The 12,755-nt window shown below is 42.1% G+C and carries 9 protein-coding genes; 3 read left to right on the forward strand and 6 right to left on the reverse strand.

Annotated elements, in window-relative coordinates; genetic code table 11:
* Positions 1 to 491: 491 nt before the first annotated feature.
* The 6 genes from BO222_RS13320 to BO222_RS07250 all read right to left on the reverse strand — a co-directional run bounded on the left by BO222_RS13320 (position 492) and on the right by BO222_RS07250 (position 10,193).
* Positions 492 to 3,377: an FtsK/SpoIIIE family DNA translocase gene (locus BO222_RS13320; RefSeq protein WP_233131222.1), complete on the reverse strand. Its 2,886-nt coding sequence runs from the start codon at positions 3,375 to 3,377 to the stop codon at positions 492 to 494.
* 264 nt (positions 3,378 to 3,641) lie between these two features.
* Positions 3,642 to 5,414 (reverse strand): ribonuclease J, encoded by a 1,773-nt coding sequence (locus tag BO222_RS07225; RefSeq protein WP_332888868.1) that lies wholly within the window; start codon positions 5,412 to 5,414, stop codon positions 3,642 to 3,644.
* A gap of 241 nt (positions 5,415 to 5,655) precedes the next feature.
* The gene (gene miaB / locus BO222_RS07230; RefSeq protein ID WP_075819715.1) at positions 5,656 to 7,095 is read right to left on the reverse strand and encodes a tRNA (N6-isopentenyl adenosine(37)-C2)-methylthiotransferase MiaB; all 1,440 of its coding nucleotides are present in this window, start codon (positions 7,093 to 7,095) and stop codon (positions 5,656 to 5,658) included.
* Between the two features lie 432 nt (positions 7,096 to 7,527).
* Entirely contained in the window at positions 7,528 to 9,081 is a 1,554-nt protein-coding gene (gene rny / locus BO222_RS07235; RefSeq protein WP_075819717.1) for a ribonuclease Y, read from the reverse strand.
* Positions 9,082 to 9,471: 390 nt separating this feature from the next.
* Entirely contained in the window at positions 9,472 to 9,663 is a 192-nt protein-coding gene (gene rpmF, locus BO222_RS07245; RefSeq protein ID WP_075819721.1) for a 50S ribosomal protein L32, read from the reverse strand.
* Positions 9,664 to 9,674: 11 nt separating this feature from the next.
* A complete protein-coding gene (locus BO222_RS07250; RefSeq protein WP_075819723.1) occupies positions 9,675 to 10,193 on the reverse strand; it encodes a YceD family protein in 519 nt (172 codons plus the stop codon).
* Positions 10,194 to 10,463: 270 nt separating this feature from the next.
* Between BO222_RS07250 and BO222_RS07260 the strand changes: the two genes are divergently transcribed.
* The 3 genes from BO222_RS07260 to tnpA form a co-directional block, all read left to right on the forward strand.
* Positions 10,464 to 11,513 carry a nucleotidyltransferase family protein gene (locus tag BO222_RS07260; RefSeq protein WP_075819727.1) on the forward strand — a complete coding sequence of 350 codons (1,050 nt, stop codon included), beginning with the start codon at positions 10,464 to 10,466 and terminating at the stop codon, positions 11,511 to 11,513.
* On the forward strand, positions 11,497 to 12,243 hold the full coding sequence (locus BO222_RS07265; protein WP_075819729.1) for a YdcF family protein: 747 nt from the start codon (positions 11,497 to 11,499) through the stop codon (positions 12,241 to 12,243). The genes BO222_RS07260 and BO222_RS07265 overlap by 17 nt, the downstream gene beginning before the upstream one ends.
* Before the next feature lie 224 nt (positions 12,244 to 12,467).
* Positions 12,468 to 12,755, forward strand: a 288-nt coding sequence (tnpA, locus tag BO222_RS07270; protein WP_198931968.1) for an IS66 family insertion sequence element accessory protein TnpA, incomplete at its 3' end; no start/stop codon positions are given.

The raw sequence follows: 12,755 nt of genomic DNA on the forward strand, positions 1-12,755 counted from the left end.
TAAATGCTTCCAGATCCTGACAGGTCAGACTTTCACTCTGCATGAATTCAGCCAGTTTTTTGAACATAGAATTTTTTTCCATTTTTGCTCCATAAAGAACTTGAATTGAATATTGTCGACGATAATTATGGGCCCATAACGAGACAAAAAAGTACCCGAAACGAGCGAATACTTAACCAAAAGTGTTAAGTATTAAATCACCCGTTTTGGGTACTTTTATAAAACCACGAACATCTGAATTGACTCATTGTTTCCATTCTGACCACCGCTTATCCTCTTCAATGTACCATGAAGCCGTTTTAGAATTCATTCACAAAACATCATCATCTTATTGCCGCTTGCAATTCCAACCCTTATTTACGACAACTTTTTGAAGACAATTTTCTTCAATACAAAAATGAATCCTCAATCCAGAGATTTGAAATCGACTGGATTGAGGACTGTTTTGTTTGCTTCAGTTTTTGGCGTTTCAGAAGTCCATTAGAATCTTTTTATTCGTCATAATTCATCTGGACCAGGATTTCTCTCGGCTTACTCCCATTTGCAGGACCGATAATTCCATTGATCTCAAGAGAATCCATCAGTCTGGCTGCTCTGGCATAACCAATTGAAAACCGTCTTTGAATCAGCGAAGTGCTGGCTTTTCTTTGAGTAATCACAAAATGCTTGATCTGATCATAAAGAGGATCATCCGGATCTCCAGATACGGCTCCTCCCTGTGACTGCAGTTCCTTTAACGTAATAAAGGCATCATCGTACTGAGGCTCAGCCTGTTCCTTTACAAAGGAAGCAATCGCATTGACTTCTTCATCCTTGATAAAGACGCCCTGAATTCGTTTTGGTGCGGTTTCCCCGTTATCAAGGAAAAGCATATCGCCATACCCCAGAAGCCGTTCAGCCCCAGCCTGATCAAGTATGGTTCTTGAATCGACTGACGAGGAAACCGCAAAAGCGATCCGGCTTGGAATATTGGCCTTGATGACCCCAGTGATTACATTGACCGAAGGTCTCTGGGTAGCAACGATCAAATGAATTCCCGCTGCTCTGGCCAACTGCGTAATTCGCTGAATGGATTGTTCGACTTCCTTTGCGGCAACCAGCATCAGATCGGCAAGCTCATCGATAATCACAACAATTCTGGGCAGCCGCTTTAAATGAGTCTCTGAATTCTGATCCACAAATGCATTAAACGCATTGATGTTTCGAACACCAGCTTCTTCAAAAAGATCATAGCGGGCATCCATCATCTCAACGACGACCTTTAATGCCTTATTGGCTAAATCGCCATCGGTTATAACCGGAGATAGAAGATGAGGAACCCCATTATAAGGAGTAAATTCGACTTTTTTTGGATCCACCAGGATCATCTTGACCTCATCGGGTCGGGTCCGCATCAGGATTGAAGTAATAATCGAGTTGACGCAGACGGATTTCCCGCTTCCGGTAGCTCCGGCGATCAGTAAATGAGGCATGGTATCAAGGCGCCCATAAACGTTCTCTCCAAGCAGATCTTTTCCAAGGGCAAAGACCAAAGGCAGCTTGCTCAATTTTTCAGGAACATTCTTCATCAGTTCCTTCATTCCAACTTCTGTTTTTTCCGTATTTGGAACTTCGATTCCCACGGCTGATTTGCCTGGGATTGGAGCCTCAATACGAATATCTGTGGCAGCCAGAGCCATCTTAATGTCATTTTGCAAATTGGTAATCGTGTTGACTCGAACACCGACTCCCGGAGAAATTTCAAATTTCGTTACAGATGGACCAATATGAATTTCGGTCAGCCTGGCTGGAACATTAAATTCCTTGAGAATGCTGATCAGTTTCGCTCCATTTTCCTTTGCCTGCTGGGTATTGATACTCGAACGGGAGGATTTGGACATTTCATTGAGCAGATTGATCTTTGGTAATTTGTAATGATCGTAAGCTGTAATTCCCAGATCCATTCCCGCTTCCATCTCTTCGATTGCTGAAAGCGGATTCTCCTTTGGTTCAGTACTTTTCTTTTTCGAAGATTGAGCAATGAGTTCTTCTGGACTCTTCTGACCGGCCTGAGCTCTGGCCACTGCCGAGTTGCCTCGGGCTTGCCGCAGCGAATTCAGGTCTTCACTCTGCCTTGAAGATAAAGGTTTGGAATTTGCATTGGAAGATGAATGATTTTTCTGAACCTGACTTAAGGAAGATTCTGTTTCAGAAGCCTGATTCAAACCGGCTTGTTGATAAGTCGTTATCATTTCCTGTGGTTTCTCTTTTGTCTGTTCAACAGATTCTTTCATCTTATTCATGTTTCCGAAGAATTCAGTGGGTTCATTTGTCAGGAAACTTGGTACAATTGCAGATTCAGAAAAACCGCCAGTGATTCGGACAGCTTCCTGAACCAATTCTTCATTTGAACCTGTTCCATTCTTATCCTGATTCAATTTCGAGAACGCTTCTGCACCTTTACCGCCTGCTTTTCTTTTTTCCCTGAGTTTTGAACTTTGAGTATCGTCAAGCAGAGAATTATTCGCTAACAGGGAGAAAACAGAAGGTTTTCGTTTCGTTCGGCCATGAATATGCCGTCTTTTTTCGGCCGAATCATCAAGCAGCAGTGCCGCCTCTTCAAAGGAAAAGGTATTCGGTTTTAATTCATTTCCATAAGAAGAATCAAATCCTGCAGGATCTTCTGAATATTCTTCTCTGGCCAGACGCCGGTTTTCCTTTCGAATCTGCCGGTTTTCCTGCATTCTTGCATTCATTGAAGAAATTGCCTGTTTCGAGTTTTCCTTAAGAAGTTCCATCGCTTCAGTCAGCATGGACCAGCCAACAAGGACAACAGAAATAATCAGCAAGGTAACAGCAATGATCCAGCTGCCCATCGAAGAAAACAGGCTTCCAAACATACCGGACAACATGGCTCCCAATAACCCGTAGTTGGTAAAATCCGTTCCCTGTAAAATCCCGGAAACACTATCCATCAGCCTCGATAAAGCAAACCATGGATCATTCTGGGGCATACCAGCCAACGCAGCGCATAAACTCCAGCCTGCCATCATCATTAACATTCCTACCCAGAATCTGGCAGGAAGCTGTTTCTTGCATCCAGTCCAGATGATCCAGAATCCAAAAGCAATCACATAGATCAGCAAAACCGATGCAAAGTTACCGACCAGAAGGGACAGTGCTCCATACAGCCAGGCTCCGGCAAATCCCAATCTGAACAGCGTAATCAGGCTTAAAGCAGCGCTTAACAGAATCAGACAGACCAGGAAAATACGGCTTGTAAGAACTGATGCTTTCTTTTGTGTATTTTTACGAGTTCGGGAGCGGCTTTTTACAGCAGACCTTTTCTTTGTAGAAGCCGATCTCGTGTTTCGCTTAGTGGTTTTTTTTGCAGTCATGAAACACCCCTTTCTGAACGTGATCATTGACGTATTCATCAACACATTGAATTGGCAAATTGCATTTTCTCATGAAATTCCTATTTCTGAAAAACGAACTTGAAAAAGATAATCTTTAAACGCGGAAAAATCAAAGAAAAACCAAATCAGCTTGGCAGCTGATTTGGTGCAATTTCAAATCAAAATGTCGAATAACATAGTCCTGAATCAGTCTCAAAGGACCCAACGGATAAAGACTATGAACTAAAGCTTTATGAAAAAAGCCTATTGATTGGAATTAATTTCAAGAATGACCGGGAGAACCATTGGACGCTTGCCTGTTGATTTAAGCAGATATTTCTGAACTTTATCACGAATCTCAGCACGGCACTCAAGGTTTTCGTACTTCTTTTCTTTTACATTTTCTTCAATCGTATCAATCATGATCTTGGTAATATCCCGGGTAATGTAATCGGCATCTTTCATGTATATGAATCCGCGGGTCTGCACATCCGGCCCATTGACTACTTTCTGATTTTTTGAATCAAGACCAATAGCCATGATCACAACGCCATCTGTAGATAGCGTTTCACGATCTTTTAAAACGACACCGGCTTTTTCCCAGTTTTCTTCCCCATCAATCAATGCCTCGTGAAGTTCAATCACTTCCTGCGTATTGACAAGAACCCCGTTTTCAAAGGTAGCTACCTGACCATTATCAAGGACAAGAATATCTTCATAGGGAATACCCATTTCTCTGGCAATCATCGCATTTGCGCAAAGCATCCGGTATTCCCCTTTAAATGGAATGTAGTATTTTGGCTGCAGAATAAAGATCATCATCTTCAGATCTTCCTTGGCTGGATGCATTCCGGAGACGTTTTTATCAATCTTGATCAGAATTCCTTCACGCTTGTAAATATCATTTTCCATTGTCCGGAAGTCTTTTTCTACACCAGGAACCAATGGGGTCGCAACAACAATTACATCATCCTTCTTAAAGGAGATATCTGATACTTCATTATTGGCGATATTGATCATCAGGTTGAACAGACTTCTGCCCTGTCCGGAAATGATGACAACACAATTATCAGTCTTATCAATCTGATCATTCGAAATGACCAGTTCAGGAGGTACAGCATCCGTAATTCCTTCAAGACCTGCAATCAGATCCTGCAGGTCACGGGTGTAAAAGCACATCTTTCTGCGGTGTTCGATGCAGCTTTCAATAATTTCCTGAATACGGAATACGGACTGCGTGAAAATTTCTACGAATACGCGCTGATGTTCATAATCATCAAGTGTTTTATTAAAGAGATCATAGATCCGATGTCCAGGAGACGTATGTCCCTGACGTTCTGCCCCTTTGGAATCTGAAAGAAGACATAAAACGCCTTCATTTCTGAAAAAGGACAGCTCGCTGTAATCCCCCCGGTAGGCTTCTTCCATATCATCGTAATCCTCAATGAATTCTCCCGAATAAACGATATAGCCGTATTCGGTGCGGATTCCTAAACCGTAAGCCTGAGGGAAGGAATGAGTGACCGGGAAAAAATGAACCGTTCTGCCGCCGATTTTCCGGGTTTCTTTTCGTTTGACTGTACGGATTTTAATCCCTTTGATTTTCCTGGCCTTTAACATCTTGGAGATCTGCTCAGCGGTAAAGCTTGTCGCGTAGACATCCGCCTTAATCTGCCGAAGCAGATAAGGCAAGGCTCCCATGACATCATCGTGGCCATGGGTAATCAGGATGGCTTTAATCCGATCCTTATGAGCAATCAGATAGCTGAAATCCTGAACAATGCATTCAATTCCAAGTGCACTTTTTGCATCAGGAAATTTGATTCCTGCTTCAACAATATAAATGTCTCCATCGATTTCAATGCAGAGCATATTTTTTCCATCTTCATCCATTCCACCTAATGCAAAGATGCGCACGATTTCCTGAGGCTGAATTTTTGCTTTTTTTCTTTTCTTTGCAGAACGATCTGTTTTTGCTTCATCACTGTGAAGTTCAACAGTTTCATTTTCCTGCATCATTTCAATATTATTTTCCATTAAATGTAAAAAGCTCCTTTAGAAAACATTATAACAAACCAGAGGATGCAATGCTTTAAGCTCCTCATGTTTTGAAAACTCCACATTCTTTACGGATCGTTCATCAAAAACAGGAAACAAAAACAATTCTTTCACAGCATGAGTTGTTAATAGACAGCTTTCAGAAATTCAAAAGAAAAGAGACATCCGCAGATATCTCCTGATTTTGTACCAATTAATCCTTTTCTCACTTAACAGGAAGCTATTCCTCAATGGCCGTTCCATCCATGGAGAATGTCTTTGCCTGATCAATGCGCACTCTTACCAGATCACCGGCCTTCAGATTGTTTCCAGAAAAGTTAACCAGCTTAAACGTGTCCGTATACCCAGAATAGTGGTTTGGATCCTTGCGGCTGGGTCCGTCAACTAAAACTTCGACAATTCTACCTTCATAAGCCTTGTTTTTTTCGAGAGCCAGATCATTCCAGACCTTATTGAGGTGAAGCAGTCTTTCCTTCTTGGTCGATTCTGAGATCGGATCTTCCATTCTGGCAGCCGGAGTCCCGGGTCTGGGAGAATAGATGAAAGTAAACGCATTATCAAAATGAGCGTAACGAACCATATCCATCGTATGTTCAAACGCCTCATCTGATTCATTTGGAAAACCGACAATGATATCGGTGGAGATGCTGACATTGGGGATTTTTTCTCTGATTTCATCAAACAGACGTCGATAATCTTCAGAAGTATACCGTCTGCCCATCCGGCGCAGAATTTCGTCATCTCCGCTTTGTAAAGGCAGATGAATATATGGCATGATGTTTGGGTATTTGGCAATGACATCGATCATTTCTGAAGAAAAGTCCCATGGATGGCTGGTCATGAACCGAATCCGGTCGATTCCTGTCTTTGCGGCTTCTTCTAAAAGTCCTGCGAAGGAAAGATCTTCAGAAAGATCCTTTCCATAAGCGTTCACATTCTGACCTAATAGTGTGATCTCTTTATATCCGAGCTTTTTCAGCACCTTAATTTCTTCTAAAATCGCATCCATTGTTCTCGAACGCTGCTTGCCCCGGGTATATGGGACAATGCAGTAAGTACAGAATTTATCACAGCCATACATGATGTTGACCCATGCTTTATGCTGGCTTGCCCGATGGCTGGGCAGATTTTCATACACTTCGCCTTCCCGGGAATAGATTTCTACCACCCGTTCTTTTGGATTTTGCAGGCGGCTTAACATGGAAGGAAGATCCTGCAGATTGTGGGTTCCAAACAGCAGACGAACCTGAGGATACTTTTCAAGCAGGGTATGAGCAAACCCTTCTTCCTGCGACATGCAGCCGCAGACTCCGATGATCAGATCCGGATTTTCTCTGTACAGTCTTTTATAGGAACCAATTTCACCCAGGACATTATTCGACGCATTTTCTCGAATACCGCATGTATTCATCAGGATCAGATCCGCTTGATCTGCCTGGCTGGCCGCTTCATAACCTAAAGCTTCTAGAATTCCACTCAGTGTTTCTGAATCCCGTTCATTGGCCTGGCAGCCATAGGTGGAGATAAAATAGCGTTTTCCATTTCCAATATTTACGGTATCATTATCAATTTGAAAGTCATCAATGACTTCAACCGCATTCTTTGTTCTTCTGGCAGCCTGCTTATGATCGGGCAGATGCCAATTTTCTTTTATTTTCATGATTACTCAGCTTGAACAGGAATCGGTTTTCGATTTTTGTTCAGTAGCTTTAAACCCCCTTTATTTTAAAAATATAATTAATATTTCTGATTTGTATTCCTGCTGTTGCTCTGCTGCTATTCAAAAACCGAGAGCATTAACTAATTTTATCTTCAGCATACGTTTTTATGAAGTTCTTTATACCTTCAATCAAGACTGAACTGATTTCATCAGCATATGCAAGGATTGTACTCTAAATTAACCTGTTGCTGTCAAATCACAAATCAATCGATCCTTTTCCGGTTTCAGATCTCCTTATCGAATGGATTAAATCCGGGTATATACTCTTTAATTCGCTTCAGCTGAGCATTTAACATTAAATCAGAATAAGAATGATTTCATCCAGGACAATGAAAAAGGATCCCGAAGGATCCTTGATTAGTTAACAATTCGTTACTTCGCAACTTCCTGGGCACGGACTTCACGAATCACGTTCACTTTAATTTGTCCGGGATAGGTCAATTCACTTTCAATCTTTTCCCGAATCTTTCTGGCCATTTTCGCACAGGCTAAATCATCAACCTGTTCTGGATTGACAAGGATCCGGATTTCACGCCCTGCCTGAATGGCATAGGCATTCTGAACGCCTTCGAAATCGTTAGCGATCTTCTCAAGATTTTCAAGCCGGTTAATATATGCCTGAGCAGACTCCTTGCGGGCGCCTGGACGGGCTGCAGAAATTGTATCAGCGGCGATGACGAGATGGGAAGTCAGAAACTTCGGTTCGACATCTCCATGATGCGATTGAATCGCATTGAGGACAATCTCCTTTTCACCATGCTTCTTACAGAACTTATAACCTAATTCCACGTGTGAACCTTCCTGCTGATCGATATTGAGTGCCTTACCAATATCATGAAGCAGGCCGGCTCGTTTTGCCATATGCTGGTTGAGTCCTAGCTCAGCAGCCATAGATCCAGCGATCAGAGCGACTTCCATCGAATGCTGAAGCGCGTTCTGTCCATAAGAGAAACGATATTTAAGGGTACCGATCAGCTTAACAATTTCACGGTCAATTCGTCCGATTCCCAAACGGAATACAGCTTCTTCGCCCGCTTTCTGAATCTCCTGATCCACTTCATGCTGGAATTTCTTGACGACTTCTTCAATTCGACCTGGCTGAATACGGCCATCACGAATCAGATATTCCAAAGCTAGACGGGCAACTTCCCGTCGGATCGGGTTAAAGCAGGTAATTGTAATCAGATCTGGAGTATCATCGATATTCAGCTCAACACCTGTCGCCTGTTCAAAAGCACGAATGTTGCGTCCTTCACGACCAATGATTCTACCCTTCATTTCTTCACCAGGAATAGTGACAACCGAAACGGTTCGGTCCATCGCTTCCTGCTGGGCCATTCTTTCAATCGAAAGGGCAATGATTTCCTGAGCGTTCATCGCAGCCTGCGACTTTGCCTCATCTTCCTTTTCCTTGATGTAAGCCATGGTTTCATGAGAAATCTGCTTCTCTACCAGTGAGAATAGCTCGTCTCTTGCTTCCTGAGAAGACATGCGGGCAACTCCTTCGAGAACCTCGATCTGACGATCGATCTCCTTTTGAAGATGCGCTTCCTTTTCGTCAAGACCCGCGATTTTTTCATTGGCCTTGCGAAGCTGATTGTTGAGTTCTTTTTCTTTCTGATTCAGAGATTCATCACGGAAATTGAGAGAATCTTCCCGCCGAAGCAGCTTAGTTTCCTGACGGGTAATTTCTGCCTTGCGTTCTTTAATCTCTTTTTCCGCTTCCACTTTCATTTCGTGAACCTGGGTTTTACCATCTAAAACGGCCTGTTTCACTTTAGCATCCGCATCAGTTTCTGCCTTTCGCAGAATCTGCTCTGCTTTCTGCTGGTCTTTATTCAATCCTGCTCTGGAAACCATCTGCATGGCTATCACTCCCAAAGCAAGACCAACGATCCCGGACAAAGCAATCCATAAATAAATCATTTATTTTTCCTCTGTCCTTCCAAATTTTAAAGCAATGAAATTATACAAAATTGCGGTAGAGAAGTCTATCTTTTGAAAGAGCACGGTTTTCAGGCAAATGAAAGCGTATCGCGCATTTTTCGTGAATTTCAATCTTTTCGGGATTGGTTTTGATGACAGAAATTCTTCCGTAATCTGTAATGAATTCTTCATAAATCCAATTTGGATTCCAGCTTTTCCAATTTCGAGAAATTGAATTCCAATATGTTGAATCCTTTTTTTGCCTCTTCTGACTTGTGAATTTATCGATTGGCAAGACTGATTGGTTTCGAAAGATGGATTACTAAGAAAAAAGGACAAAAAAAGAGCTCTCGCTCTTTGTTTTCAAATTAGATTTTGATCTTGTGGAATTTATTCAGCTTCTTCAACTTCCACTTCGATTACCTGTCTGCCATTATAGGTTCCACAGGAATCGCACACCTTATGAGCCAGCTTGTATTCGCCGCAGTTTGGGCATTTAACGATAGCCGGTTTGCTTAATTTGTAATGAGATCTTCTCTTTAATTTACGGTGTTTAGATCCTCTTCTCTGCTGTACAGCCATTTGTGCACCTCCTAGTCATCATTGAGTTGGAAATCTTTCAATTTGGCCCATCTCGGGTCAACGGCCTCTTCATCATTCTGCTCATCCTGATCAGAAAGAAGAACCCATCCATTGCCTTCAGGATAATCTTCCCGGGAAAGGGCTGTTATGCTCATGGGTGCATCAAAGATGATTGCCTGAAAAATCTCAGGATTTAAATCAATCGTATCTTTTTTAACCACCACAACTTCATCATCCTGTTCATCATCTGAGACAGGAGAGAAAGAATAGACAGTTTCTGACACAGTTTCGAAATCAATATCCAGATCCTCATTTGTGATCGAATCGAGCACTGTCATAACACCCTTAAGATCCAGATCACTGGTCACCCGGTTTTCTGAGTCAAAATGAAGTGATCCGGTTATATGGCATTCTGGAACAGCCTTGACGACAGAGTGATCTAAAAACTCACTGTCTTCAACACTGATCCATTCGTCAATCCAGATCGTATGATCCGAAGCTGCCAAGAAATCATTTCTTGTGTACTTCACGCACTATCACCTCATGTAGCATTTGCTATTATAGGCAGGCAAATTTTAGATGTCAAACTGCGAATTCTGCACTGCCTTTATACTTATGCTTTCTTTTCTTAAAAATATCATAAAAGTCCTGTCAGTCTTGGTTTTTGGCCAAAGAAATCCTGCAGAATGGCTTTGCCTGATTCTCGTTAACCGATTTCATTTCAAAGGCGATGATCCAGACTCTCAAATTGTTATATTCATGAAATATCCAGGATTTTTACAAAAGGATATACTGATTTTATGAACATTACCGGACTGATCACAGAATACAACCCATTACATCAGGGACATTTATATCATATTGAACAGACCAGAAACCTGCTTCACCCTGATATACTGATCATTATTGTTACTTCCTGGTTTTCAAGCCGGGGATTGCCTTCTCTGCTTTCACGAAATGATAAAGCAAAACTTTGTCTGCAGGCAGGTGCGGATTTAGTTCTTGAGCTGCCCTGTATTTATGCGGCTCAGTCCGCTGACCGCTTTGCCATGTATGCCATTGAATCCTTAAAGACAGCTGGAGTAAACAACATCTGTTTTGGTTCTGAAACCGGAGATTTAAAAAAACTTGAAACCCTTGCAGGTTCACTTGATCTTCTGATAAAGGATCCATCGACTTCTCTGGTTCGAAACACGGAAAAAACATTAAACCAGCCACTGCGAAGCAATGATATCCTGGGAGTTCAATACATTCGCTATTGCCGAATGTTTGGCATCACACCCTATTGCATTAAGCGAAACGAAGATTTTGTTTCAGCGACGCAGACCAGAAAAGATTTTTTCGAAGGAAAAAAGGCATTCTTATCGGATCATTTTATGTCTCAGCAATGCTGGTCAAGTTATTATCCGGCCTTAAGAACTGCATTAATGATGAGTCCGTCAAGTACACTTCGCAGTTTTCTTCTGGTTGAAGAAGGAATTGAAAGCCGCTTAAGAAAAGCGGCAGAAAAAAACTTTTCCTGGGAAGGATTTCTGGAAGATTGCGTGTCGAAAACCTATTCAAGAGCTAGAATTCAAAGAACCTGTCTGTTCATTCTTCTTCAGATTACAAAGGAAGATTTCAGAAGCCATGATCATTTTTTCTTTCTGCGGATTCTGGGCATGAATGATAAAGGGCGCAGACTTCTTTCAAGTCTGCCTAAAGGGACTCCGATGGCTTCAAGAATTCGAGATCTCCCAGAATTTTTGCGAATGGTTGAACACAAAAGCCGTTTGTTATATGAAAGTGTTCTTGATCAGAGAATCGAAAACGAAGACAGGATGGTGATTCAATTTGAAAAAGAAGACTAAATGTTTATTCAGCTTATTTACCCTGATCTTTACCGCGATTGCTTCTATTTCCGCCTGGAAGCTCTATACTCTCTTTTTGCCTTCCTTAAATCGAATGAAGGGATACATTTCGCTTGATGGTCTTCAGGCAAAAGAAAGCAATGAAAAAACGGTTAAGACGATGATAAATCCTGTTGATCTCAAGGATCATTTAACCAATAAAGAAAAGCAGATTAATGTCAGTGATTTTTTTGCAAAGACTCCTGGCAAAAGCAGTTCTGAAGTATGGCCATATGCTTTACTGCTTGGCTGTCCATGCCGCGATGACGGCAGTTATTCAAGATCGCAGATCAGACGCTGCAATCTTGCGATCGAAGCCTATCGCGAAGGTCTCTACAGGACACTGATCATTTCAGGCGGATCAGTCAAAAACCATTATAATGAAGCCAAAGCGATGGCCAGATATATTCAGGAACATTGTGATCTGCCAATTGATATAGTTCTCGAAAAAAAAGCGCGAAGTACCTGGGAAAACCTGAAAAACACCCGGCTGATGATTGGTAATCAGCCCATTTTGATTCTGACCAGTTCCCTTCATGCGAAAAGAGCGGCAGCCATGGCTTCCCACTCGTTTTCCTGTTTTTCTCTTTATACGTATCCAGATCGAAAGCCAAAACATATTCTGCGGGAGATTGTTTCAAGAATTATTTATATTCGGCTTGAACTAAAGAAACTGATGACTCTTGCCTGATTCTCAATCGGTTCAGATCAGACTTTCGAAACCATGCAATATAAAGAAAACCACTGACATTTATGAAGTCTGTAAAGGGGCTGTTAAATTTCGACTGATTTTTCATCAGCGAGATTTACAGCCCCTTTTTCTATGCTTTTTATCGTAACCTTTTGAAATTTGCACGGGCTTAGATCCTCCGGTTCCAGTCGATATTCTGTATTCGACTAGAACTGGAGGATTTTATGCATAATTATCTGTTTTCCAAATCCCGTGAACTGAATCAGGAACAGTGGATGAACCTGGTTGATCAATATCAGGTGTCAGGTCTGACTCAGGCTGGCTTCTGCGTCCAAAACGGCCTGGCTTTATCCACCTTCCAGTACTGGCGCAGAAAAGCTGCCGCCGTATCGCCTGCTTCAGCGGCTCTTGAATTCGTAGAAATTGACAGGACGGTCTTCCTGGATTTGGAAGGATCAGACGAGAGTCCAAAGCCGGTGATTGAAATCACTGACAGCGACCGAACGATCCGT

The organism is Ileibacterium valens (genome assembly GCF_001945525.1).
Classification (GTDB): Bacteria; Bacillota_I; Bacilli_A; order Erysipelotrichales; family Erysipelotrichaceae; genus Ileibacterium; species Ileibacterium valens.

Bases quoted from the DNA above. Each gene is read 5' to 3' on its own strand.
- BO222_RS13320 (WP_233131222.1), bottom strand. From the start codon at position 3,377: ATGACTGCAAAAAAAACCACTAAGCGAAACACGAGATCGGCTTCTACA.
- BO222_RS07225 (WP_332888868.1), bottom strand. From the start codon at position 5,414: ATGGAAAATAATATTGAAATGATGCAGGAAAATGAAACTGTTGAACTT.
- miaB (WP_075819715.1), bottom strand. From the start codon at position 7,095: ATGAAAATAAAAGAAAATTGGCATCTGCCCGATCATAAGCAGGCTGCC.
- rny (WP_075819717.1), bottom strand. From the start codon at position 9,081: ATGATTTATTTATGGATTGCTTTGTCCGGGATCGTTGGTCTTGCTTTG.
- rpmF (WP_075819721.1), bottom strand. From the start codon at position 9,663: ATGGCTGTACAGCAGAGAAGAGGATCTAAACACCGTAAATTAAAGAGA.
- BO222_RS07260 (WP_075819727.1), top strand. From the start codon at position 10,464: ATGAACATTACCGGACTGATCACAGAATACAACCCATTACATCAGGGA.